Origin of the sequence: Micromonospora sp. LOL_024 (assembly GCF_048060415.1) — a bacterium.
Lineage (GTDB): Bacteria > Actinomycetota > Actinomycetes > Mycobacteriales > Micromonosporaceae > Micromonospora.
Window position 1 is genome coordinate 168,344 of record NZ_JBHMIS010000005.1, and the last position, 22,641, is coordinate 190,984.

A 22,641-nucleotide genomic window follows, 5' to 3' on the forward strand; every position below is an offset into this window, starting at 1 on the left:
TCACCAGCGCCACCACCGTGACCCGGGCCGCCCGGTGACCGCCGAGGCGACCGGGGTCCGGCTGGACTGCGACGGGCCGGTCGCCACAGTCACCCTGTGCCGGCCCGACGTGCTCAACGCACAGACCCCGGCGATGTGGCGTGCGATGAGCGACTTCTCCCGGGACCTTCCCGGCGACGTGCGGGTGGTCGTCGTGCGGGGAGAGGGGCGGGCCTTCTCCGCCGGCCTCGACCTGTCGGTGGCCGGTGCGTCCGGGCCCGGCTCCTTCGCCGAGTTGACGACCCTCCCCGAGCAGGAGTGCGCCGACCGGATAGCCGACTACCAGGGCGGTTTCACCTGGTTGCACCGGCCGGACATCATCTCCGTCGCCGCCGTGCACGGGCACGCCATCGGTGCCGGCTTCCAACTTGCCCTCGCCTGCGACATGCGGGTGCTGGCCGAGGACGCCACGTTCTCCATGGCCGAGGTGACGTTGGGTCTGGTACCGGATCTGGCCGGCACCAGCCGCCTAGTGGAACTAGTCGGGTATGCCCGAGCACTGGAGATCTGCGCCACCGGCCGCCGGATGGACGCCCCCGAGGCGGATCGGATCGGCCTGGCCACCCTTGTCGTGCCGAGTCCTGAGCTGGGCGGTGCGGTGCGGGATCTGGTCGCCGGGCTGCTCGCCAACCCCCGGGGCGCGGTGGTGGAGATCAAGGCGCTGCTCGCCGGCGCTGCCGGCCGGAGCCCCGCCGAGCAGCAGCGGGCCGAGCGGGAGGCGCAGACCCGACGGCTGCGGGACCTCGCCGGCCACGGAGATTAGGTAAGGACCGTTCGGGAAGATCTGGGTTACTCGCGAAGTTGTCGTAGTCGTCGGGAGAATTGACCCGACGGCGTGATGACGTACCAGCCCGGAGGTTGAACGTGTCCAACCCGATGACCGCCGGTGGCATGGGCGGTTGGAGCATGCTCCAGTCGATGCGCCGCGAGGACGACATCTCCACGCACCGGCTGCAGCGTGGCGTCGCACGTCGGATCGTGGAGTTCGCCCGGCCCTACCGGCGTGACATCGTGGTGTTCCTGGTCACCGTGATCATCGCCGCGGTGATCGGGGTGGCCACCCCGCTGCTCGCCGGCGACGTCATCGACGCGATCACCCGGGGTGGCCCCGAGGCCGGCGCGTTGGTGATCCGGCTGGCCCTGTTCATCGCCGCTCTCGCGGTCGCCGACGCACTGCTCTCACTCGCCCAACGGTGGTACTCGGCCCGCATCGGCGAGGGCATCATCCTCGACCTGCGTACCCGGGTCTACGACCACGTGCAGCGGATGCCGCTGCAGTTCTTCACCCGCACCCAGACCGGTGCGCTGGTCAGTCGGCTCAACAACGATGTCATTGGTGCGCAGCGGGCCTTCACCTCGACCCTGTCCGGCGTGGTCAGCAACGTGATCCAACTGGTCCTCACGGCCGCGGTGATGTTCACCCTCTCCTGGCAGATCACCGCGCTCTCGCTGGTGCTGCTACCGGTGTTCATCATCCCGGCGCGCCGGGTCGGCCGTAGGCTGGCCGAGATCACCCGCGAGTCGTACAACCTCGACGCCAAGATGAACACGACCATGACCGAGCGGTTCGGGGTGGCCGGCGCGTTGCTGGTGAAGCTCTTCGGCCGGCCGGACGCGGAGTCGGGCCGCTTCGCCGCCCGAGCCGAGCGGGTGCGCGACATCGGCATCACCTCCGCGATGTACTCGCGGACGTTCTTTGTCGCGATGCTGCTGGTGGCCTCGCTGGCCCAGGCGTTGACCTACGGCCTCGGTGGCTGGCTGGCCGTCGCCGGCAACGTCAGTGCCGGCACCGTGGTGACCCTGGCGCTGCTGCTCACCCGCCTGTACGGCCCGCTGACCGCGTTGAGTAACGTGCGGGTCGACGTGATGAGCGCACTGGTCTCGTTCGACCGGGTCTTCGAGGTGCTCGACCTGGACCCGACGATCAAGGAACGGTCCGACGCGGTGCCGGTGCCCCGCGGCACCGGGACCGTCGAGTTCCGCGACGTGCGGTTCCGCTACCCGAGCGCCGCCGAGATCTCTCTCGCGTCGCTGGAGGAGGTCGCCGCTCTGGACCGTACGGTCAACGAACCGGTCCTCAAGGGCGTCTCCTTCAAGGTCGATCCCGGTCAGATGGTGGCCCTGGTCGGCCCCTCCGGCGCAGGCAAGTCGACACTGTCCATGCTGATCTCCCGCATCTACGACGTCACCGACGGGCAGGTGCTGGTGGGTGGGGTCGACGTCCGTGACGCCACCGCGGACTCGCTGCGCGACGAGATCGGTGTGGTCACCCAGGACTCACACCTGTTCCACGAGAGCATCGCGGAGAACCTTCGCTACGCCAAGCCGGACGCCACAGAAGACGAGTTGTGGGCGGCCCTCGCGGGCGCGCAGGTCGCCGATTTGGTGCGTACCCTGCCCGACGGGCTGGACACCACCGTCGGTGAACGCGGTTACCGCTTCTCCGGCGGCGAGAAGCAGCGCATCGCCATCGCCCGGCTGCTGCTCAAGGCGCCCTCGCTCGTCATCCTCGATGAGGCGACCGCGCACCTGGACTCGGAGAGCGAGGCGGCCGTTCAGCGGGCGCTTGCGGTGGCGTTGACCGGGCGTACCGCTCTGGTGATCGCGCACCGGCTCTCGACGGTCCGCGACGCCGACCAGATTCTCGTCCTCGACGCCGGCCGCATCGTCGAGCGGGGCCGCCACGAAGAGCTGGTCGCCGTCGGCGGCCTCTACGCCGAGTTGTACCGCACCCAGTTCGCGGTGGCCGACTCGCCCACTCCGTACGTCGACGCGACCGGCCCCGAACCGGTGGTGATCCCGACCCGCGAGTACATCGCCGAGGAGGCTCTGCCCCCCGCCGCCGCCAACTGACGGCGAGCCCTCGCCCGGGCCGTCGGCGGGTGCACGCCGCCAACCTTGCATACCGGTGATCAACGACAGCGCGTTGACCCGCCCGGGCGGCCTCAGCTGGTGGGACTGCCGCCTCGGCCCGGTGCCCGACCCGGCGGTCCAAGCCGCTCACTGCTGGCGGGTGGCCTCCCGGAGTTCGGCGAAGGCGGCGCCAAGCGTCTGTGGGGTGAAGTGGGCGTTCAAGCCGCTGGGATTGGGCAGCACCCAGAGCCAGGCGCCCGCCAGTGACACCGGCTGTGGGCCGAAGACCGCCTTCGGTCGGGAGAACCCCACGCGGTACGCGGTCACCCCGACCACGGCCACCCAACGGGGCCGGTACCGGGCCACCTTGGCGGTCAGCGTCCGCGCGCCGTCGACAAGTTCGGCGGCGGTCAGCTCGTCGGCGCGGGCGCTGGCCCGGGCGGCCAGGTTGGTGATGCCCAGGCCGAGCCCGGGCAGCTCTTTCTGCTCGCTGGGATGCAGCAGGCGCGGCGTGAACCCGCCCCGGTGCAGGGCCGGCCAGAACCGGTTGCCGGGGCGGGCGAAGTGCCAGCCGGTGGCCGCCGACCACAACCCGGGGTTGATCCCGACGAAGAGGACGTCAAGGCCCGCCGTGATGACGTCGGGAAGGAGTTTGTCGGCGGCCGCCGACAGTTCCTTCCGGCTCGGGCGCGGGTTGGGTCGGTGCGCTGGCCTACCGCGCTCGGCAGGTCGGTAGCGGCTGGCGGGCGGTTCGGCGGTCACAGGCCACGCAGCGCGCCGCCGTCGACCGGGATGGTGACCCCGGTGAGGTAGCTGGCCGCGGGGGAGAGCGTGAAGGCGGCGATCCGGCCGAACTCGGCCGGGTCGCCGATGCGACGCAGCGGGATACCGGTCTGCGCCTCTGTCCTCGCCCGCTCGGGGTTGCCGGTGGCGGCGAAAAGCTCCCGGTTGCGGTCGGTCATGAATCGACCCGGCAGGAGGCCGACCACCCGCACCCCGCGCGGCCCGTACTCGTCGGCGACGTCCTTGGCGACGCCGGCAAGGCCGGGGCGTAGCCCGTTGGAGATGCCCAACCCGGTGACCGGGCCGCGCGCCGAGGTGGAGAGCACCAACGCGATCGCGCCGCCGTCGGGCAGCGCGGCGGCGACCGTACGCACCATCCGGACGCTGCCGAGGAAAACGGTCTCGAAGGACTGCCGCCACTGCTCGTCGTCGACCGCGGCCGCGCTGCCCGCCGGCGGTCCGCCGACCGAGACCAGCGCGCCGTCGAGCCGGCCGAAGTGCTCGTGCGCGGCGGTGAGCAGCCGGCCGGGGGTGGTTGGGTCAGTCAGGTCCGCGGTGATGCCAACGGCCCGATCCGGTCTGGCGAAGCCGGCCGTGGCGGCGTCGACCATGTCGGGGTGCCGGGCAGAGAGCACCACCCGGGCGCCGTCGGCCACCAGGGCCTGGGCGGTGGCATAGCCGAGTCCACGGGAGGCTCCGGTGAGCACGTACACCCGATCGGTCAGTCCGAGATCCATGCCGCCGATCCTGCCCGAACGAGCCCGACTCGGCTATCCGGGCCCGAGTCGGCAGCGACGAGGAGGTGTCAGGAAGGGGCCCTTCCCAAACCGGAGGCGTCAGTTGGGGGCCCTTCCTTAGACCTAGCCGGGCGGAGTAGGCGCACCCGGCCGGCGACCTGGATGGCGACGGCGCCGCCGGCCCGACCGACGGCCGGCAAGCGGCGCCGCCGCGGGGCCTGCCGCCCGTCGTAGCGCAGACCCGCCTCCCGGACCGCGAGTTCCTCGGCGCCCAGCATCGGCAGTGCGTCGCGTGCGTGCAGTGTGCGGGCCAGGTCCCAACCGTCGCGCAGCCCGCCGGCGGGGGACCGGCTCGCCGCCCACTCGCCGAACACGGTCGACCAGTTGCCGCCGAGGCCCGCGGTGAGCAGCGGCCAGTGCCGGGCGACCTCACCGGCCCGCTTGCGCAGCAGCGCGGCCCGGGCGGCGGCGAGCGGTCTGGTCGCGAAGCCGGGTGGCGGTGGGCCGCCGGTGGTCAGGGCCAGGACCAGCTCCGCCTGCCGTGCTGCCAGCGACCCGGTCGTGCTCATGTGACCACCGAAAACCCGCAGGTGGTGGCCACGGCGTCCAGTTCGGCCCGCAACTCGGCGGCCGAGGGGTAGTGCCCGTCGCGTTCCAGCAGCGCCGCCGGTGGGCGACGCCGGGCGCAGAGCTCGCCGAGCAGCTCCAGCACCTCCCGGTCCACCGGATCGGTGTGCGTGTCGTGGTAGAAGCCGCCCTGCTCGGCACCACCGGCGACGTGCAGGTACGCCACCCGTTCCAGGGGCAGTCGGTCCAGCAATGCCAGCGGGTCGGTGCCCCGGTTGCGGGCGTTGGCGTACACGTTGGCGATGTCGAGCAGCAGCAGCGCGCCGGTGCGTTCCAGGATCTCGCCGAGGAAAGCCGCCTCGTCGAGTTCGTCGTCCGGCCAGTCGAACAGTGCCGCGATCGGTTCCAACGCGATTGGCACCGGCAACTCCGCCTGTGTCCGGGCGACGTTCGCGCAGACCACGTCCACCGCCTCACGGGTGCGCGGGAGCGGCAGCAGGTGCCCCGCCTCCAGGCCGCCGGCCCGGACGAAGGCGATGTGCTCGCTGACCAGTGGGGCGGCCAGCAGTTCGGCGACCGCGGCGAGGTGGGCGACCCGGGTCGGCTCGACCGGGTCCGCGCCGCCGAGGGAGAGCCGCACCCCGTGCGGTATGACGGCCACCCCGCGCTGCCGAAGCTCGACCAGCCCGGCGGGTGGTGGCCCGACAATCGGCACTGTCTCGGCGACCACCTCGACGAAGCGTAGGCCGGGCAGCTCGGCGACGAAGCCGGCGATCTCCGGCCGCCAGCCGATGCCGACCCCGTGCGGGCCGGTCATCCGCCGCACCCGCCCCCTCCGCACCCGCCCCCGCCGTCGCCGCAGCCGCTGTTCCCATCTGCGGTGCTGCCCCCGCTGCAACTGGTGGTGGCATCACCAGAGGTCGCTTCCTGGCGCTGGATCTCGGTCTGCTGGGCGAAGGTCGGGTCGAGGGCCCAGATCGTTGCGGTGCCGTAGAGCGCCACCGCCATCGCCAGGCCGGCGGATCCGTAGACGGTGTAGGCCGGGTTCGAGGCGGGCGCGAGGTGGTGGTTGCGCTGCTGCAGCCGCCGGATCGCGAGATCTGCCGCCCGGGTCCGCCGGGGCATCCGTACGAACAGCACGGTGGTCACCGCCGCCAGGCCGCACACGATGAACACGAGGTACCAGACCGGGCGGCCGTTGGCCAGGCCGGCGGCGAAACGTGCGACACCGAGCAGCAGTAGCGCGGCCAGCAGTAGCGGGCCCAGCCGCAGGGCCGCCCGCCGGTCCGAACCGATCAGCAGGCCGTGGCGGTCCAACCCGTCGCGCAGTTCGGTGAGGGCCCGGGCGACCCACTCGGTCTGCCGTAGCTGCCGGGCCGGGTGGTGCTGGCTCGCGGCGTGGTGGACGGCCCGGTCGAGCGGGGTGGCGCCGGCCGGCAACTGGCCTTCGGTGGTCAGCGCGCCGTTCGTCTGCACCCCGATCAGGCCCTGGTTGCGCAGGCTGCTGAGCGAGGTCCAGACCGCCAGGTCCTCGCCGCCGTTGAGGTAGGCGATCTGCTGCGGGCCGAGCTGGTCGGCCGGTGGTGCCGTCCGGCCGGACAGCAGGTTCCGGCGGTGGACCAGGGCACCCGTGACGAGCACGAGGGCAGTCACCAGGTAGAGAGTCAGGAAGGTGCGGCTGGGGACACCCCAGGTGTCGAAATCTGCCGCGAGATCCATCATGGCCTGCTCCTGTCACACGAGGGGATTCGCGCTCATTGTGGAGCGGCCACGCCAGCGTTCGACCACGGCGGTGGCGCAGTTATCTCACTGTTATCCGACGGTGCGAGCATCCGTCTCATCCGTCACAATCTCCGCCGCAGATGGCCTCAGTGCCGGCGGACGGCCTCCTCGACGAGGTCGAGCACCGGGCCGAGGTCGCCGGCCGGACGTCCCATGGCCAGGTGCAGCACCAGACCGTCGTGGGCGAGTTCGAGGAAACGGGCAAGCACGTCGATCGGCACGTCCTCACGCAGTACGCCGGCCTCCCGTTGCCGGGCGAGGCGTTCCCGGGTGGCCTCGGCGATGGCCGCCGACCGCTGCGCCCATCGTTCGGCGAAGGCGGGATCGGTCCGTAGCCGGCGGGAGACCTCCAGTTGGCTGCCGAGCCAGCCGGTGGTGTCCGGGGAGACCGCGCGTGCGAGCAGGTCGCGCATCACCTGGACCAGGCCGTTACGGGCGACCGTCTCCACCATGACCGCCGCGTCGTCCTCGGCGACGGCGAGGAAGAGGGAGTCCTTGTCCCGGAAATGGTGGAAGATCGCCCCTCGGGACAGCCCGGTCGCCTCCTCGAGGCGACGCACGGTCGCGCCCTCGTAGCCGTGCCGGGCGAAGCAGTCCCGCGCGGCGGCGAGAATCTCCTGTCGACGGGCGTCGAGCTGATCCTGACTTACTCTTGGCACGTGTCGATCGTGTCAGTTCACCCCGGGCAGCGCAAACCGTACGTACGGCTTGGTATTGCGACCCGCCGGGATTGCGACACCGCGCGACCGGCTCCCGGACCGGCGACCGACCCGGTCTCCGGTACCCCGCTCGACACGACCACGTAACCTGCTGCCCTGTCGGCGGGGTACCGGATTCCCGTAGGGTGCCCGAGTGCCGCTGCTCCTGCTGGACTTGGACAACACCCTGCTCGACCGGGCCGGGCCGTTCCGCAACTGGGCAGCGCGCTTCCTCGACGACATCGGGGCCCCATCGTGTGACATCGAGTGGCTGCTGTCCATCGACGCCGACGGGCTGACCGATCGCTGGGACGTCGCCGATGCCATCCGGGACCGTTACCGGCTGAGGATCCCCTCCATCGACCTGGTCGAGGAGTTGCACGACGGAGTCGTCGAGTTCACCCGGCTCGACCCGCTGGTGGCCTGCGCCCTACGGATCGCCGACGATGCGGGCTGGATGCCGGTGGTCGTGACCAACGGCGCGGTACGCCAACAGGACACCAAGATCCGGCGAACCGGGCTGGACCGGTACGTCGCCGACTGGGTGATCTCCGAGGAGGCCGGGGTCAGCAAACCCAACCCCAGGATCTTCGCGCTCGCCGCCCAACGGGCCAGGATGCCACTGCGCGGCGCGTGGGTGATCGGCGACGGCCCGGAGGCGGACATCGGCGGGGCGACGGCCGTCGGCCTGCCCAGCGTCTGGCTGCACCGCGGGCGCCCGTGGACCGACGCCCGGTTCGCGCCCACCGCGACGGTCGACACGGTGATCGCCGCGATCGCCGAGATCATGGGCGCCTGAGCCCGAGCCGAAATTCGGTTGACCCGGCGTGACGGGTCTCGCGAACATGGTCCGCGCATCGTGCATCCCGGGCGTGCGCCCGGTCGAGGAATGGGGTGGGTCATGGCCGTTCTCGTAGGTCGCTTCCTGCCTCCCATCGACTCGACCAAAGGATCACCAGCGCGATGCGCGATGATGACTTCCCGGCTCCGGAGCGCCGTACCCGCGGCCGGCGCCGCTTCGACGACGACGAGCAAGACTTCCTGAAGCGGGGCCGGCCGGCCAGCCCCGCACCGACGGACCCTGACGACGAACCGGATCCGGTGACCGGGGCTTCCTGGTCCTCCTGGGACGACTCCGTGCACGGCCCGGAACCCCACCCGGAATGGCTGGTGACCGAGCTGGCCGCCAAGGACACCGATCTCGGTGTGCTCAAAACCGGCAAGGAGGCGGACGTCCACCTCGTGCGTCGGGCCGCCCCCGACAGCGAACGGTCCTGCCTGTTGGCGGCGAAACGCTACCGTGACCCCCGGCACCGGCTCTTCCACCGCGACAGCGGCTATCTCGAAGGGCGCCGGGTGCGCCGGTCCCGGGAGATGCGCGCGATGACGGGCCGGACGGCCTTCGGCCGGCAGATGATCGCCGGGCAGTGGGCGGCGGCGGAATTCGCCGTGCTGGGCCAGCTGTGGGAAATCGGCGAGCGGTACGGCACGGTCGCTGTGCCGTACCCGGTCCAGCTGCGCGGCACCGAACTGATGCTGGAGTTCCTCGGCGATCCCGACACGGGACAGGCCGCGCCACGCCTGGCCGAACTGCGCCCGGCCCCTGCCGAACTGCGTGAGCTGTGGGAGCAGTTGGTCGACGCGCTGATGGTGCTGGCCCGGGCCGGATACGCGCACGGCGACCTGTCGGCGTACAACCTGCTGGTGCACGCGGGGCGGCTGGTGCTGATAGACCTGCCGCAGGTGGTCGACGTGGTGGCGAACCCGCAGGGGCGCGACTTCCTGACCCGCGACGTCCGGGTCGTCGCCACCTGGTTCGCCGCGCGGGGCCTGCCCCCGGGCCTCGCGGACCCGGTGGAGCTGACCGGGATGCTGTCCCGGGAGGTGGGCCTACGCTGACCTCCGGGCTCCGGGTGGCGGTCACCGCCACCCGGAGCCCGGTGGGGTCTACTGCAGGTACCGCTCGACCTCCGGCACCGGGCGGACGCCCTGTGCCTCGGGGTCGCCGTGCGCCTGCCGGGCCGCGCGACGGCGGCGGAGCAGATCCCAGCACTGGTCGAGGGACTCCTCCAACGCGCGCAACCGGGTTCGGGCCTCGTCGTCGGTGCCCGCCTCGGTGGTCTGGGCCTGCGCGCGCAGCCGGTGCTCCTCGTCGACCAGATCAGAGATCCGGCTCAGGATGGTCATGTCGTCCATTCCCTGAGCCTGGCACAGCGCGGCGGCCCGCGCCCACGTTCCCTGCCATGGCGCACCCGCCGTCGACCGTCGCCTCCGCAGCAGTATCGGCGGCGTCGTCGCCGTGCCGGTGTCGCCGCGCGGTGCGCCGCCCCGGGGCGACCAGGGCATGATCACGGAGCGCTTGAGTTGACGCGGTGACGTTGTTAGCGTGCGCCGGGGTCTGTGTGCGTGCCGCACTCCTGACTGACCGATCAGCTAGCCCAGGGCCAGGGACGGTGTAATGGGTTCCCGCAGTACCAAGGTCGTGGCCCTGCTGGCGTTGCTGGTGGCACTCTGGGGCTTCTCCGCCTGGGTCACCGTCCGGGATGGAATCGATCTTCTCGCGGTGCGGGCGCTCGACGCGCGCGTCTTCGACCCCACCGAGCCGTTGCTACTGCGGTTGCAGGTCGAGCGGCGCACCTCGTTGGCGTACCTCGGGCGACCGGACGAGTCGAAGCTGACGGAGTTGGCGCAGCTGCGGCTGCGTACCGACCAGTCGGCCGCAGAGTTCACCGAGTCGGTCGACAGCTGGCAGGTCGATCTGCTCGGCAGCCACGCGTTGCACGAGCAGATCGCGAGGCTCGGCCAGCGCCTCGCGGCCCTGCCGGACACCCGTACCGCGGTGGACGGACGCAACATCGGCCGCCGGGAGGCCGGCGCGGTGTTCGACGGCCTGATCGCGTCGATCCACGAGGTCTACGACGAACTCGGCAACCTCGACGACGACCAGGTCGCCGACGACACCGACCAGTTGATCCGGCTCAACCTTGCCCGGGAGCTGCTGTCCCAGGAGGACGCCCTGCTCGCCGGAGTGCTGGCGGCCGGCCGGATCACCTCGGTCGAGCGGGCGGAGTTCACCCGGGTCGTCGGCGCCCGCCAGTTCGTCGCGGAGCAGGCGATCGTCCGGCTACCCGACGCCGACCAGCGTCGCTACGAGCAGCTGGCCACCGGCGCGAGCTTCCGGCGGCTGGCCGACCTGGAACAGCAGATCATGCTCGGCCGGGGCACGACCCGCACGCCCTTCACAGCCGCCGAGTGGGCCGCCGCCACCGGGCCGGCACTGATCGAGGTCGGTGACCTGGTCCTGGCCGGTGGCGAGGACACCGTCGACCGGGCCACGCCGGTCGCGGTCGGTGTCATCGTGCGGCTGGTGCTCGCCGCCGGTCTCGGCCTGCTCGGGGTCATCGCCACGGTGATCGTCTCGATCACCACCGGGCGCGCCCTGGCACGGCAGCTGCGCCGGCTACGCGACGCCGCCTTCCAGATCGCCGACGAACGCCTGCCGAGCGTGGTGGCGAGGCTCGATCGCGGTGACCGGGTGAAGATCGCCGAGGAGACACCGCCGCTGGCCTTCGGTGACGACGAGATCGGCGAGGTGGGTCGGGCCATCGACGCGGTGCGGATCACCGCCGTCCGTACCGCGGTGGAGCAGGCCGAGCTACGCCGGGTCGGACGCGAGGTGTTCCTGAGCCTGGCCCGGCGTACCCAGGCTCTGGTGCACCGCCAGCTCACCGTGCTCGACGCCCTGCAACAGCGGGAGCAGGACACGGAGGGACTGCACGGGCTGCTCCACCTCGACGACCTGGCCACCCGGATGCGGCGTAACACGGAGAACCTGATCGTGCTGTCCGGCGCCACGCCGGGCCGTACCTGGCACCGCAGCGTGCCGATGGTGGATGTGCTGCGCAGCGCGGTGGGCGAGGTCGAGGACCACAGCCGGGTCACCGTGCTGCCGTTCGACGGCGTGTCGCTGGACGGGCGGCCGGTCGGTGACGTCATCCACCTGATGGCCGAGTTGATCGAGAACGCGCTGGTCTTCTCGCCCCCGCACACCAGCGTCGAGGTTCGCGGGCAACTGGTCGCCAACGGCTTCGCCATCGAGATCGAGGACCGTGGCCTGGGCATTTCCGATGAAGACCTCGTCGCCACCAACCACCGCATCGCGGACCCTTCGGAGCGCAACCTCGCCGACGCGGAAGGGCTGGGCCTCTACGTGGTGGCCCGACTGGCCGGCCGGCACGAGGTGCGGGTCCGGCTCAAGGAGTCCGCCTTCGGCGGAACGACCGCCGTGGTGCTCATCCCGAGGAGCCTGATCGTCGCAGACGGTGCGATCAGCCCGATCGTCGGGGACGATGCGCAGGCGAGCGACCCGGGCGCCTCACCGCCCACGGACGACCCCGACGGCGGGCCATCGGGTGCCTCGCACCGCAGCGGAGACGACCCCGCCGAGGGGAACCCGGACCCGGACCACGGTCCCGCGGCCGCGGACCAGCCGGGGCGCAGGCCGCAGCGCCCGTCCCAATGGGACGGCCCGACCGTCCTGCTCGGACCGCCGGTCACGTCGACCTCGGGCGGGGCGGCGCCCTGGTCTCCGTGGGACATGGCCGGCGCCGCTGCGGCCGTACCCGCGCCTGTGGACCGGTCCTCCGTCAAGCCCGCCGAGCCCGGCGAGCCGGTTGGCGCGGAAGCCGAACTGACCCGGACCGAGTCGGGTCTGCCGGTCCGGGTCAGGCAGGCCAGCCTCTCACCGGCGTTACGCGACGAGCCCGAGCCCATGGCGGAGCGTGACGAGCCGATTCGCGAACCCGAACAGGTTCGGCGCATGATGAACTCGTACCAGACCGGCACCCGACGGGGACGCTCCGACGCCGCCCGCCTGCTTGGTGGGGGCGGTCGGGCCGAGGCCGGGCCCGAGGCCGACGACGCTGGTACAGGCGACCTGACCCGGTAGGTGACCCCGGCGAACGGGCGGGACCGGTCAGACCAGATGAGCACGGCGAAGAGCCAGACGAACACGGCGAAGAGCCGAGGGAGAAGAGGACGACGAAGTGGCGCAGAAGACGCCTTCGAGTGCCGACCTGACGTGGCTGCTGGATGATCTGGTAGGCCGGGTCAAGCAGGCCGAGCACGCGGTCGCGCTGTCGGCAGACGGTCTACTGATGGCCTCGTCGCAGGGGCTCGGCCGCGACGACGGCGAGCACCTGGCGGCGATGGCAGCCGGCATCCAGAGCCTCGCCCGCGGCGCGGGCAAGCGGTTCGGCGGCGGGCAGGTGCAGCAGACAATCATCGAGATGCAGTCATCCTTCCTCTTCGTCACAGCCGCCGGCCGCAACGCCTGCCTCGCGGTTCTGGCCACTGAGGACGCCGACGTCGGGCTGATCGCGTACGAGATGGCGATGCTGGTCACCCGGGTGGGCCAGTTCGTCGCGTCGCCGCCGAGGGCCGAACAGGTCGGCGGGGAGCAGTAGGCCGGATGGCGGGGCGGGGAGGCTTCACCGACCACCAGTGGGTGGACGACCACGCTGGTCCGGTGGTTCGCCCGTACGCGGTGACCGGCGGCCGGGCCCGCCCGGTCACCGGCACGTTCGACCTGATCTCCCTGGTGACAGCGACCAGTCAGGACATCGCTTCGGAGGTCGACCTGGGCCCGGAGCACCTGGCGATCGTCTGCCGTTGCCAGCGGGTACAGTCCGTCGCCGAGATCGCGGCACACCTGGACCTGCCGATCGGCACCGTACGGGTGCTGCTCGGTGACCTGGTGGCGCGCAACCTGGTACGGATCCACGAGCCGCACATCACCGACGGCATTTCCGACCACAGCATCTTCGAGGCGGTTATCCATGGACTACGGGCACTCTGAGCGGCCGGCGGGCACGGTCACGCTGCCCACAGCGATCAAGATCCTGGTCGCGGGCGGCTTCGGGGCGGGCAAGACGACTTTGGTCGGCGCGGTCAGCGAGACGCGTCCGTTGCGGACCGAGGAGGTGCTGACCGAATCCGGAGTGGGCATCGACAACCTGACTGGTGTCGAGGCGAAGCGGACCACCACGGTCGCGATGGACTTCGGGCGGATAACCATCAGTGACGACCTGGTGCTGTACCTGTTCGGCACCCCGGGACAGGACCGGTTCTGGTTCGTCTGGGACGAGTTGGCGCTCGGCGCGATCGGTGCGGTGGTGCTGGCGGACACCCGCCGGCTGGCCGACTGCTTCCCCTCCATCGACTACTTCGAGGAGCGGGGAACGCCGTTCCTGGTCGCGGTGAACTGCTTCGACGGGGCGCGGCAGTACCGCCTCGACGAGGTGCAGACCGCGCTGGATCTCGATCCTGAGGTGCCGGTGCTGCTCTGTGACGCCCGGCAGCGGGACTCGGCGAAGGAGGTGTTCATCACGCTGGTGGAGCATGCCATGAAGCTCCGGGAGGCCCGCCGCAACCCGCGGTGAGGCCCGTGCCCGCCAGGGGCCCAGGGCCGGCCACCGGCGCGACCGGAGCACGACGAAGGGCTCTCCCCGCGGGCGGGGAGAGCCCTTCTGGTCGGTACGTCAGTTGGCGATCATCCGACGCAGCACGTACTGAAGGATGCCGCCGTGCCGGTAGTAGTCGGCCTCACCGGGGGTGTCGATCCGCACCACCGCGTCGAACTCCACGCCGCTGTCGGTGGTCACCTTCACCGTGCGCGGGGTGTTGCCGTCGTTGATGGCGGTCACCCCGGTGACGGTGAACGTCTCGGTTCCGCTGAGCCCCAGCGAGTCGGCGTTCTCGCCGACCGGGAACTGCAACGGCAGCACGCCCATGCCGATCAGGTTGGAGCGGTGGATCCGCTCGTACGACTCGGCGATGACCGCCTTGACGCCGAGCAGCATGGTGCCCTTGGCCGCCCAGTCCCGCGACGAGCCGGAGCCGTACTCCTTGCCGGCCAGGATGACCAGCGGGATGTCGGCGGCCTGGTACGCCGTCGAGGCGTCGTAGATGGAGGTCTGCTCACCGGTCAGGTGGTTGATCGTGAAGCCGCCCTCCACCCCGGGAACCAACTGGTTGCGCAGCCGGATGTTGGCGAAGGTGCCGCGGATCATCACCTCGTGGTTGCCCCGGCGCGAGCCGTAGGAGTTGAACTCGTGCCGCGGCACGCCGTGCTCGGCGAGGTACGCCCCGGCGGGGGAGTCGGCCTTGATCGAGCCGGCCGGCGAGATGTGGTCGGTGGTCACCGAGTCACCCAGCCTGGCCAGCACCCGCGCCGGACCGATGTCGGCGACCGTGCTCGGCTGGGGCTGCATGCCCTCGAAGTACGGGGGCTTGCGGACGTAGGTGGACTCGCTGTCCCAGGCGAAGGTGTCCCCGGTGGGGGTCGGTAGGGACTGCCAGCGCTCGTCGCCGGCGAAGACGTCGGCGTAAGCGGAGCTGAAGCCGGTGGCGCCGATCGCCGAGGCGATGACGTCCTGGATCTCGGTGCTGCTCGGCCAGATGTCCCGGAGGAAGACCGGCTTACCCTCGCTGTCCTCGCCGAGCGGTTCGTTGGCCAGGTCGATGTCCATCGTGCCGGCCAGGGCGTACGCGACCACCAGCGGTGGGGACGCCAGGTAGTTCATCTTCACGTCCGGGTTGATCCGGCCCTCGAAGTTGCGGTTGCCGGAGAGCACCGACACGACGGCGAGGTCGGCGTCGTTCACCGCGGCGGAGATCTCCTCCGGCAGTGGGCCGGAGTTGCCGATGCAGGTGGTGCAGCCGTAGCCGACCAGGTGGAAGCCGAGCTTCTCCAGGTAGGGCGTGAGGCCGGCCCGGTCGTAGTAGTCCATGACGACCTTGGACCCCGGGGCGAGGGTGGTCTTCACCCACGGCCTGCGGTTCAGGCCCCGGTCCACCGCGTTGCGTGCGAGCAGCGCCGCGCCGATCATGACCTGCGGGTTGGAGGTGTTGGTGCAGGAGGTGATGGCGGCGATCACCACCGCGCCGTGGTCCAGTTCGAACTCGGTGCCGTCGGCGCCGGTGACCCGGGTCGGGTTGCTGGCCCGCCCGCCGGCGCCCACGGCGGCGTTGACCAGCTCGCGCGGTGCGTCGGCCGGGTCCGCCACCCCGTTGGCCGGGGAGTCGTTGGCCGGGGAGTCGCTGGCCGGGAAGGACTCGGCGCTGGCCTCGTCGGCATGACCGGTCACCCCGAACGGCTGCTCCTGCTGCGGCACGCCGGGCTTGCGGCCGGGGTCGCCGCCGGTCTCGTCGGCTGCCACGTAGTCGCTGAGCGCGGCGCGGAACAGCGTCTTCGCGCTGCCCAGCGGCACCCTGTCCTGCGGGCGCTTCGGGCCGGCGAGGGAGGGCTCGACGGTGCCCAGGTCGAGTTCCAGCTGCTCGGAGTAGTGCGGCTCGTGGGCCGGGTCGTGCCAGAGGCCCTGCTCCTTGGCGTACGCCTCGACCAGGGCGACCTGCTGGGCGTCGCGGCCGGTCAGCTCCAGGTAGCGGACGGTCTCGGCGTCGATCGGGAAGATCGCGACGGTGGAGCCGTACTCCGGTGACATGTTGCCGATGGTGGCGCGGTTGGCCAGTGGCACAGCGCTCACGCCGGGGCCGTAGAACTCGACGAACTTGCCGACCACACCGTGCCTACGCAGCATCTCGGTGATGGTGAGCACCAGGTCGGTGGCGGTGGTGCCGGCCGGCATCTCACCATTGAGCTTGAAACCCACCACCCGGGGGATCAGCATGCTGACCGGCTGGCCGAGCATGGCGGCCTCGGCCTCGATGCCGCCGACGCCCCAGCCGAGCACGCCCAGGCCGTTGACCATCGTGGTGTGCGAGTCGGTGCCCACGACCGTGTCCGGGTACGCCTGGCCGCCCCGTTCCATCACGCTGCGGGCCAGGTACTCGATGTTGACCTGGTGCACGATGCCGGTGCCCGGGGGGACCACCTTGAACTCGTTGAGGGCGCTCTGACCCCAGCGCAGGAACTGGTAGCGCTCCTTGTTGCGGGCGTACTCCAGCTCGACGTTGCGTTCGAAGGCGTCCTGGCGCCCGAACAGGTCGGCGATGACGGAGTGGTCGATGACCAGTTCGGCCGGGGCGAGCGGGTTCACCTTGCTGGGGTCGCCGCCGAGGTCGCGGACCGCCTCACGCATGGTGGCCAGGTCGACCACGCACGGTACGCCGGTGAAGTCCTGCATCAGCACCCGGGCGGGGGTGAACTGGATCTCGACGCTCGGGTCCGCGGTCGGATCCCACCCGCCGAGTTGGCGGATGTGCTCGGCGGTGATGTTCGCGCCGTCCTCGGTCCGCAGCAGGTTTTCCAGCAGGATCTTCAGGCTGTAGGGGAGGTGTTCGTGCCCCTCCACCTTGCTGATCTTGAAAATCTCGTAGCTCGCGTCTCCGACGCGTAGCTGGGTCTTCGCACCGAAGGTGTCGAGGCTCGCCACGTCGTACTCCTTCACACCAGCGACCGTGAGTAGTCCTGAGCAGTCTGTCGCACCGGCCGGAGGGTTGCCGTGGTTAGGCAACACTTACCGCCGATTCTCGCCGTCAACAAAACCGTACGTCCGTCTTGCTACAAGTGCAACCCGGTGCCGTCGTGTTCGTCTGCTCGGAAGGTGGCAACATGATCCACCACGACCGGCTCGCCTGCCCGCAAGATTCCGAGGATCTCTCGCGGGACCTCTACGCCGACGTCTTCGGCCTGACCGAACTGGTCAAGCCGCCGGCCCTCGCGGCCCGAAGGGCCGGCCCCAGGCGGGGCCGGCCCTTTCGGCGGGAGGTCGGTCAGGAGGCGGTGCTGTAGCCGCGGCTGGCGATCCAGTTGGCGAGCGCGTCGATGCTCACCTGGTACGAGGCCTGGGCGGGGTCGGCGGAGTCGGCGACGGTGACGGTGTCGCCGTTGTCGTGGTAGCCGACGACGCTGATGTAGTGGCCACCCTCGAAGGCGTGGGTGGTGCCGTCGGTGTCGGTGGTGGTGCCGGCGATGTTGGCGACCACGGCGCGGCCCCCGTCGACGGTCCGGACGACGTCTTCGCGCAGCTTTTCCACCTGCTTGGCCTCGGCCCTGGCGCCCGGAATCTCGACGGACTTGTAGACGTCCTTGCCGGTCTCCTTGTTCAGCACCGGGGTGATGTCGTTGATGGAGTTGGTGCCGGCCTCGGTGGTGCCCATCTGCTTGGCCATGGCGTGCACGTCGATGTTCTTGCCCTGCACGCTGAGGGCGTTGCGGGTGGCGGCGGGGCCGCAGTAGTAGAAGTTCGGCTGGGCCTCGTAGCGCACGTCGAGCTGGCGCTCGCCGTTGCTCTTGCGGTCGGCCTGCACCACGGCGGCGCTGGCCTGCGCGCCCGGGGTGGCCTGGGCGGCGATCGCGGGACCGGCGATGCCGCCGGCGGTGGCGGCGGCAGCGGCGATGGTCAGGGCGGTCTTGCGCAGGATGTCGGTACGCATGATGGGGGGCACCTTTCATTCGGGGGTGCGCGCGGCCCGTGCGAGGGGTGCGGCGGGACCGTGCGAAAGGGGGAGGTCGAGCAGGGATCGTCGGGGGTCCTCAGGGCCGCTCACGACGTCCGGATGGGGTATAACGCCGGGCGGCCCGAGGTCATTCCGGCCGGTGCCCGGTGCGGCGCCGGAGGGCGTCGCGGTTACGCCATGTTCAACGACCGGGGTGGGTGCATGATTCCGCGATCATGGTGGCCTTGACCACATCGCAAAACGGCATATAGGGGACAAATGGTCGGGCGAGGGGGGGGTGTTTTCCGATGGGGTGAGCGGGAAAGCGCGGTGCGCAGCAACCGACGACCGAGGGGAGTGGGCCGTGTGGCAGCCCGCAAGATCCATCGCCACCCGCGAGCGCCCGGCCCCGGTCGCCGGGGCGCCGCTCTGGTGTGACGCACCGGATTTCGGCCTCCGGGGCGACGGCGTCACCAATGACCAACCGGCGCTGTCGGCGCTGGTCGACCGGCTCGGCGAGGGGTACGCGGCCGACGGTCGGGCCCGGGTCATCTACTGCCCACCGGGCATCTACTCGATCCGGGACGCGGGGACGGTCTGGCGCAGCGGGGTGTCACTGCTCGGTGCGGGGCCGGGGGCGACCCGATTCGTGCTGAGCAACGAGGGCAACCGCGCCGAGCCGACACCGTTGGCCTTCTGGACCACGGTGCAGCACGGCGCCGACCGCGACCGTCACATCGCCGACTGCACCTTCGCCGACTTCGAGATCGACGGCTCGGGCGTGGCCCTGGCGCAGTACGACTACCTCGCCAAGGGGCTCGGTCTCCAGTACGTCGTCCGCGGTGTCTTCCGCAACCTCTACATCCACCACACCGGTGCGACCGGGCTGGGCTGCGACTTCCTTCAGGACAGTCTGATCGACGGCGTCGTGGTCGTCGGCTGTGGGCGCCTGGACAACGGCGAGGAAATGGGCGGTGCGGGCATCGGCATCGGCATCGGCGGCTGGGGTGAGGTGGAACGCTGCACCATCAGCAACTGCACCACGCTCGGCAACGGCACCAACGGGATCTTCCTGGAGTTGCAGAAGTCGTACTGGACGCCGCCGCGCGGGTACCGCATCGTCGGCTGCCACAGCCAGGCCAACCGGTTCGGCATCTCCGACTGGGGCGCCGACGGACTGATCGTCTCCGCCTGCACCCTGACCGGCAACCTGGAGGCCGGCTTCGACGTCTCCGCCAACGGCACCGCGGGGATCGCCGGCCGTGGCGGCATCTTGAGTGACTGCGTCATCGACCGCAACGTCCGCGACGGGATCAGCATGGGCAACACTCCCGGGCCGTACTCGATCCGGGGAAACCGTGTCAGCGGCAACGGCGGGTACGGCTATCACCAGCACGACCTGGGCAGCGGTTACCAGGGCGCGGCCTCGGACGTGGTGATCGACAGCAACGAGTTCTGGGACAACGGACTGGACGCGATCCGGGTCGACCGGCCGATGGTCGACGCGGCGGTGGTCGACAACCGGATCCGCAACAACGGGCGGCAGTGCGCTCCGGCGGCCACCGGCTCCGGCGAGTCGGTGCGGTACGCCCGGCGCGCCATGACAGACCAGAACGCGGGTTGGCCGGCTGACGGACACCGGGGCAAGGTGCTGCGGGTCGGTACCCGGCTGGCCCTGGTGGTCGGCAACACCGACACCGCCCTGACCCTGGCCGATCTGCGGCCGGACGCGGCGACCGCCTGGAACGAGGACGTGCCGTCACCGGGGGACCGGTACGAACTGCCGGCGGCGGCACCCGTGCGGGCCGGCATCGTCGTGAACGCGCACTTCGAGTCGGCGATGGTGCGCGGCAACCGGGTCTGGGACAACCGCGACGGGCCGACCCAGAGCTACGGACTGTGGATCACCGAGCTGGGCTCGTGTGTCTCCTGCCGGATCGAGGACAACGACCTCGCCGGCAACGCTGAGGGCGCAATGCGGTTGGACAGCCAGCCGGTGGGCGGACGCTGGGACCGCAACCACACAGACATGGACTGACCGCCGGGTGGGCGAGTCCGCTCAGCCGGCCCCGTCCGTTGGTCGGACCGGCGAGAGCGAGGTGGCCTCCGCGTGCCGGTCGCGCAGCCGCGCCCGGATCTCCTCCGGGGAGTACGCGCGCCGCCGTCGCTCTGCGCGGGCGATCACCACGCCGGAGGCCGCGACACCGGCCAGACCGGCCAAGCCGAGGACCTTCCACCACCGCAACCGTCGCGTCATCCGCTTAGGGTAGTCCTTCATGAGCATCAGCCTGGACGAGGCGGTGGAGCTGACCCGCACCGGCGACCTGTGGGTCTTCCGTGGTCGCAGCGTGCCCGACCGCGCCATCCAGTTGACCACTAACAGTCCCGTCAACCATGTCGGGATGGCGGTGGTGCTGGACGACATGCCGCCGCTCATGTGGCATGCCGAGCTGGGCCGGTCGTTGCCCGACCTGTGGACCGGCACCCACCAGCGCGGTGTGCAGTTGCACGAGCTTCGGGACGCGACCTGCGTCTGGGCCAACCGGTACGGTCAGCGGGCGTGGCTGCGTCAGCTCGAGCCGCCGGCCGACCCGGAGATGGAGCGGTCGGTGCTGCGGACGATCGCCCGGCTGGACGGCACGCCGTTCCCCTCCACGGCGCAGCTGACCTGGCGGTGGCTGCGGGGTCGGGTGCCGTCGCTGCGGGGTCGGGTGCCGTTGCCACGGGTGCCGGGGCGGGCGCCCCCGGGTTCCGCTCCGCCGACCCGGGACCTGGCTCTTGAGACCGCGTACTGCGCCGAGGTCGTCGCGGTCACCTATGAGGCGATGGGTCTGCTGCCGCCGGGGCGACGGCCGAACTGGTACGACCCGGGTCGGTTCTGGAGTGGCGACCACCTGGACCTGCACGGCGGTGCCCGGCTGGGCAGCGAGGTCGAGGTGCGGATCCCGGCGAGTTGAGGTCTCACCGACCGGCCTGCCGGCAATCTCCTGCGGCGTGACTGCTCGACACACTGACCGACTTCTTCGACCGGTACGGCGTGGCCCTGACCGCCGGTGACCTGCCTGTTTCGTGTCCCGGCCCGGCGTGACTAGGCTGCGCGTCGGCGACGACGAGTGGGGACCTCAATGTCAATGCGGCCGTCCGGCGAAGAATCCGCTGATGCGACCAACGCAGAGCCTGGTGCTGTGGACAGTGCGGCGACCGGTGCCGCGCCCAGCGGGCGCACGCTGCCCAGGATGGTCGCCTCCGCGCCTTGGGCGGTGGTGTTGGTCGGCACCGTGGTGTTGACGGCTCTGCTGGTGGTCGCGGTGCTGTCGTTCCGTGGCCCGGAGCGTCCAACGGCCTGGGCACCCGGCCCGCCGATGGTCCTGCCGGCGCCGACGGCGACGGCCGGCGGGGCCACTGAGACCGCGAGCCGGACGACCGCGTCGTTCACGCCGCCCGCGTCCGCCTTCCCGTCCGGCTCGGGCTCGCCGTCCGGGTCTTCGGCGCAGCAGGTGGATCCGTCGCCCGTGCGGTCGGCGCCGCCGGCAGGTTCGGACGGCACCCGGTCACCGAGCGCTTCCGCGCCCACGCAGTCGCCGCCGGCCGCCGACACCGGTGTCGTCTCGGCCAGCTACCGGTTGCAGGACAGCGACGCCGGGTCGTTCGAGGCCCAGTTGGTGGTGCGCAACGGCACCGGCCGGTCGAGTGACTGGCAGGTCGAGTTGAGGTTCAATGCTGGTGTCACCGGCATCCGGGCCTCCAGCGGCCCCGGCGTCTCGGTGACCATCAGGGGTGGCGGTTGGTACCTGCTCGGCGGCACCGGGCAGCTCGGCGCGGGCGCGCAGCAGTCGGTGCAACTGCGGTTTACTCGGACGGAGGGCGGCGAGTACCCGGCACTGTGTACGGTGAACGCCGCCGCTTGCGGAACGGGTTGAGTGCACTGTGGACAGATGGTGGTGGCGGGGCACTTTCCGGCATAGCTGAAGATCGTTACGCTTGCCGGGCTGCCCGCTGAGGAGAGACATGTCTGGTACGCGTCGCGCCCCGCGTGAGTTCCAGCCCCAGAGCTCCGCCGCTGTCGCCTATTCGTCGCCCTGGATCCTGGTCTCGGTCGGGGTCGCCATCATGGTGGTGCTGCTCGTCATCGCGGTCGGGGCGTACCGAGGTCCCGGGCCGGATTTCCAGCCGGGGCCGCCGGCTGTCGCAGTGCCGCTGCCGGAGCGGGCGTCGTCGGCGGCACAGGAGGTGCCGGCACCGCTGTCTCCGGCGGTGCCTGGGCTGTCGCCGCGCCGCACCGACCAGGCGAGCCGTACCCCGATGGCTTCGCCGACATCGGGATCGCCGGCCACCCCGCCGGCCACGCCTCCGCCCACGCCCCCGCCCACCCATCCGGCTCCGCCCTCTTCGGCTGCCGCGTCCGCTGCCCCGCCCGCCCCGCTGCACGCGCGTTACCGGGTGATGGACACCTTCTCGGGCGGCTTCATCGCCGAGGTGCTGATCCGTAACACCTCCGATGGGGATCTGGGCTGGGTGGCGCGGGTGGACTACCCGGGCGGCCGGGTGGTCACCGCCTGGCTGGAGGGCGTGCCACAGGGGACTTTCAGCGGTGCCGGTGGGACCTTGACGTACCGCAGCGGGCCCGCGCTGGCTGCCGGCGAGTCGGTGCCGCTGCGGTTCCACATCGAGTCTGCCCGCTCGCGCCCAGCCGGTTGCAGCGTCTCCGGGCGGGCCTGCAGCGGACTCTGAGGACGGTTCGTCGCTACTGATGGCTCGCTGCGACCGACACGCCATCCTTG

Annotated in this window: 23 protein-coding genes; 13 read left to right on the forward strand and 10 right to left on the reverse strand. The window is 71.2% G+C overall.

What is annotated here, in order from left to right; translation table 11 throughout:
* The first annotated feature begins 34 nt into the window (after nucleotides 1-34).
* Nucleotides 35-802 carry an enoyl-CoA hydratase/isomerase family protein gene (locus tag ACFHWY_RS09195; protein ID WP_416579688.1) on the forward strand — a complete coding sequence of 256 codons (768 nt, stop codon included), beginning with the start codon at nucleotides 35-37 and terminating at the stop codon, nucleotides 800-802.
* A gap of 113 nt (nucleotides 803-915) precedes the next feature.
* Nucleotides 916-2,892, forward strand: coding sequence for an ABC transporter ATP-binding protein (locus tag ACFHWY_RS09200; protein ID WP_416579755.1), 1,977 nt, complete (start codon nucleotides 916-918; stop codon nucleotides 2,890-2,892).
* Nucleotides 2,893-3,039: 147 nt separating this feature from the next.
* Here the strand turns inward: ACFHWY_RS09200 and mug are convergent, their stop codons facing one another.
* The 6 genes from mug to ACFHWY_RS09230 all read right to left on the reverse strand — a co-directional run bounded on the left by mug (nucleotide 3,040) and on the right by ACFHWY_RS09230 (nucleotide 7,420).
* A complete protein-coding gene (mug, locus tag ACFHWY_RS09205; RefSeq protein WP_416579689.1) occupies nucleotides 3,040-3,654 on the reverse strand; it encodes a G/U mismatch-specific DNA glycosylase in 615 nt (204 codons plus the stop codon).
* Nucleotides 3,651-4,412, reverse strand: coding sequence for an SDR family oxidoreductase (locus ACFHWY_RS09210; RefSeq protein ID WP_416579690.1), 762 nt, complete (start codon nucleotides 4,410-4,412; stop codon nucleotides 3,651-3,653). The genes mug and ACFHWY_RS09210 overlap by 4 nt, the downstream gene beginning before the upstream one ends.
* Nucleotides 4,413-4,480: 68 nt before the next feature.
* Nucleotides 4,481-4,981: a hypothetical protein gene (locus tag ACFHWY_RS09215; protein ID WP_416579691.1), complete on the reverse strand. Its 501-nt coding sequence runs from the start codon at nucleotides 4,979-4,981 to the stop codon at nucleotides 4,481-4,483.
* Nucleotides 4,978-5,796: a DUF692 domain-containing protein gene (locus ACFHWY_RS09220; protein WP_416579692.1), complete on the reverse strand. Its 819-nt coding sequence runs from the start codon at nucleotides 5,794-5,796 to the stop codon at nucleotides 4,978-4,980. Before ACFHWY_RS09220 ends, ACFHWY_RS09215 begins: the two co-directional genes overlap by 4 nt.
* Entirely contained in the window at nucleotides 5,793-6,701 is a 909-nt protein-coding gene (locus ACFHWY_RS09225; protein ID WP_416579693.1) for a TIGR04222 domain-containing membrane protein, read from the reverse strand. Before ACFHWY_RS09225 ends, ACFHWY_RS09220 begins: the two co-directional genes overlap by 4 nt.
* A 146-nt stretch (nucleotides 6,702-6,847) precedes the next feature.
* The gene (locus tag ACFHWY_RS09230) at nucleotides 6,848-7,420 is read right to left on the reverse strand and encodes a TetR/AcrR family transcriptional regulator (RefSeq protein ID WP_416579694.1); all 573 of its coding nucleotides are present in this window, start codon (nucleotides 7,418-7,420) and stop codon (nucleotides 6,848-6,850) included.
* 193 nt (nucleotides 7,421-7,613) lie between these two features.
* On the opposite strand from ACFHWY_RS09230, the gene ACFHWY_RS09235 reads away from it, so the two are divergent.
* Complete coding sequence (locus ACFHWY_RS09235; protein ID WP_416579695.1) at nucleotides 7,614-8,258, forward strand: HAD family hydrolase; 645 nt, start codon at nucleotides 7,614-7,616, stop codon at nucleotides 8,256-8,258.
* A 164-nt stretch (nucleotides 8,259-8,422) separates the two neighbouring features.
* Nucleotides 8,423-9,358, forward strand: coding sequence for a serine protein kinase RIO (locus ACFHWY_RS09240; protein ID WP_416579696.1), 936 nt, complete (start codon nucleotides 8,423-8,425; stop codon nucleotides 9,356-9,358).
* A gap of 48 nt (nucleotides 9,359-9,406) precedes the next feature.
* Here ACFHWY_RS09240 and ACFHWY_RS09245 read toward each other — a convergent pair whose 3' ends face one another.
* Complete coding sequence (locus ACFHWY_RS09245) at nucleotides 9,407-9,655, reverse strand: DUF2630 family protein (protein ID WP_416579697.1); 249 nt, start codon at nucleotides 9,653-9,655, stop codon at nucleotides 9,407-9,409.
* Nucleotides 9,656-9,917: 262 nt separating this feature from the next.
* On the opposite strand from ACFHWY_RS09245, the gene ACFHWY_RS09250 reads away from it, so the two are divergent.
* The 4 genes from ACFHWY_RS09250 (at nucleotide 9,918) to ACFHWY_RS09265 (ending at nucleotide 13,899) form a co-directional block, all read left to right on the forward strand.
* Complete coding sequence (locus ACFHWY_RS09250) at nucleotides 9,918-12,407, forward strand: nitrate- and nitrite sensing domain-containing protein (RefSeq protein ID WP_416579698.1); 2,490 nt, start codon at nucleotides 9,918-9,920, stop codon at nucleotides 12,405-12,407.
* A gap of 97 nt (nucleotides 12,408-12,504) precedes the next feature.
* Entirely contained in the window at nucleotides 12,505-12,924 is a 420-nt protein-coding gene (locus tag ACFHWY_RS09255; RefSeq protein ID WP_416579699.1) for a roadblock/LC7 domain-containing protein, read from the forward strand.
* A 5-nt stretch (nucleotides 12,925-12,929) separates the two neighbouring features.
* The gene (locus ACFHWY_RS09260; protein WP_416579700.1) at nucleotides 12,930-13,316 is read left to right on the forward strand and encodes a DUF742 domain-containing protein; all 387 of its coding nucleotides are present in this window, start codon (nucleotides 12,930-12,932) and stop codon (nucleotides 13,314-13,316) included.
* On the forward strand, nucleotides 13,297-13,899 hold the full coding sequence (locus tag ACFHWY_RS09265) for a GTP-binding protein (protein WP_416579701.1): 603 nt from the start codon (nucleotides 13,297-13,299) through the stop codon (nucleotides 13,897-13,899). Before ACFHWY_RS09260 ends, ACFHWY_RS09265 begins: the two co-directional genes overlap by 20 nt.
* 99 nt (nucleotides 13,900-13,998) lie before the next feature.
* Here the strand turns inward: ACFHWY_RS09265 and ACFHWY_RS09270 are convergent, their stop codons facing one another.
* On the reverse strand, nucleotides 13,999-16,869 hold the full coding sequence (locus tag ACFHWY_RS09270; protein ID WP_416579702.1) for an aconitate hydratase: 2,871 nt from the start codon (nucleotides 16,867-16,869) through the stop codon (nucleotides 13,999-14,001).
* 164 nt (nucleotides 16,870-17,033) lie between these two features.
* Between ACFHWY_RS09270 and ACFHWY_RS09275 the strand changes: the two genes are divergently transcribed.
* On the forward strand, nucleotides 17,034-17,213 hold the full coding sequence (locus ACFHWY_RS09275) for a hypothetical protein (protein WP_416579703.1): 180 nt from the start codon (nucleotides 17,034-17,036) through the stop codon (nucleotides 17,211-17,213).
* Here the strand turns inward: ACFHWY_RS09275 and ACFHWY_RS09280 are convergent.
* Nucleotides 17,195-17,857 (reverse strand): C39 family peptidase, encoded by a 663-nt coding sequence (locus ACFHWY_RS09280; RefSeq protein WP_416579704.1) that lies wholly within the window; start codon nucleotides 17,855-17,857, stop codon nucleotides 17,195-17,197. The two genes, ACFHWY_RS09275 and ACFHWY_RS09280, sit on opposite strands and share 19 nt — an antisense overlap.
* A gap of 367 nt (nucleotides 17,858-18,224) precedes the next feature.
* Between ACFHWY_RS09280 and ACFHWY_RS09285 the strand changes: the two genes are divergently transcribed.
* The gene (locus ACFHWY_RS09285; RefSeq protein WP_416579705.1) at nucleotides 18,225-19,898 is read left to right on the forward strand and encodes a right-handed parallel beta-helix repeat-containing protein; all 1,674 of its coding nucleotides are present in this window, start codon (nucleotides 18,225-18,227) and stop codon (nucleotides 19,896-19,898) included.
* Nucleotides 19,899-19,919: 21 nt separating this feature from the next.
* Here ACFHWY_RS09285 and ACFHWY_RS09290 read toward each other — a convergent pair whose 3' ends face one another.
* Entirely contained in the window at nucleotides 19,920-20,117 is a 198-nt protein-coding gene (locus tag ACFHWY_RS09290) for a hypothetical protein (protein ID WP_416579706.1), read from the reverse strand.
* A gap of 19 nt (nucleotides 20,118-20,136) precedes the next feature.
* On the opposite strand from ACFHWY_RS09290, the gene ACFHWY_RS09295 reads away from it, so the two are divergent.
* From ACFHWY_RS09295 to ACFHWY_RS09305, 3 genes are all read left to right on the forward strand, one after another.
* Entirely contained in the window at nucleotides 20,137-20,817 is a 681-nt protein-coding gene (locus tag ACFHWY_RS09295) for a hypothetical protein (RefSeq protein ID WP_416579707.1), read from the forward strand.
* A 228-nt stretch (nucleotides 20,818-21,045) separates the two neighbouring features.
* The gene (locus ACFHWY_RS09300; RefSeq protein ID WP_416579708.1) at nucleotides 21,046-21,780 is read left to right on the forward strand and encodes a hypothetical protein; all 735 of its coding nucleotides are present in this window, start codon (nucleotides 21,046-21,048) and stop codon (nucleotides 21,778-21,780) included.
* Nucleotides 21,781-21,868: 88 nt separating this feature from the next.
* On the forward strand, nucleotides 21,869-22,591 hold the full coding sequence (locus ACFHWY_RS09305; protein WP_416579709.1) for a cellulose binding domain-containing protein: 723 nt from the start codon (nucleotides 21,869-21,871) through the stop codon (nucleotides 22,589-22,591).
* The last annotated feature ends 50 nt before the right edge of the window (nucleotides 22,592-22,641 follow it).

Coding starts and splice junctions, on each gene's coding strand:
- ACFHWY_RS09240 (WP_416579696.1), top strand. CDS start 8,423: ATGCGCGATGATGACTTCCCGGCTCCGGAGCGCCGTACCCGCGGCCGG.
- ACFHWY_RS09290 (WP_416579706.1), bottom strand. CDS start 20,117: ATGACGCGACGGTTGCGGTGGTGGAAGGTCCTCGGCTTGGCCGGTCTG.
- ACFHWY_RS09200 (WP_416579755.1), top strand. CDS start 916: ATGACCGCCGGTGGCATGGGCGGTTGGAGCATGCTCCAGTCGATGCGC.
- ACFHWY_RS09225 (WP_416579693.1), bottom strand. CDS start 6,701: ATGATGGATCTCGCGGCAGATTTCGACACCTGGGGTGTCCCCAGCCGC.
- ACFHWY_RS09265 (WP_416579701.1), top strand. CDS start 13,297: ATGGACTACGGGCACTCTGAGCGGCCGGCGGGCACGGTCACGCTGCCC.
- ACFHWY_RS09245 (WP_416579697.1), bottom strand. CDS start 9,655: ATGGACGACATGACCATCCTGAGCCGGATCTCTGATCTGGTCGACGAG.
- ACFHWY_RS09295 (WP_416579707.1), top strand. CDS start 20,137: ATGAGCATCAGCCTGGACGAGGCGGTGGAGCTGACCCGCACCGGCGAC.
- ACFHWY_RS09210 (WP_416579690.1), bottom strand. CDS start 4,412: ATGGATCTCGGACTGACCGATCGGGTGTACGTGCTCACCGGAGCCTCC.
- ACFHWY_RS09220 (WP_416579692.1), bottom strand. CDS start 5,796: ATGACCGGCCCGCACGGGGTCGGCATCGGCTGGCGGCCGGAGATCGCC.
- ACFHWY_RS09215 (WP_416579691.1), bottom strand. CDS start 4,981: ATGAGCACGACCGGGTCGCTGGCAGCACGGCAGGCGGAGCTGGTCCTG.
- ACFHWY_RS09260 (WP_416579700.1), top strand. CDS start 12,930: ATGGCGGGGCGGGGAGGCTTCACCGACCACCAGTGGGTGGACGACCAC.
- ACFHWY_RS09305 (WP_416579709.1), top strand. CDS start 21,869: ATGTCTGGTACGCGTCGCGCCCCGCGTGAGTTCCAGCCCCAGAGCTCC.
- ACFHWY_RS09280 (WP_416579704.1), bottom strand. CDS start 17,857: ATGCGTACCGACATCCTGCGCAAGACCGCCCTGACCATCGCCGCTGCC.
- ACFHWY_RS09250 (WP_416579698.1), top strand. CDS start 9,918: ATGGGTTCCCGCAGTACCAAGGTCGTGGCCCTGCTGGCGTTGCTGGTG.
- ACFHWY_RS09275 (WP_416579703.1), top strand. CDS start 17,034: ATGATCCACCACGACCGGCTCGCCTGCCCGCAAGATTCCGAGGATCTC.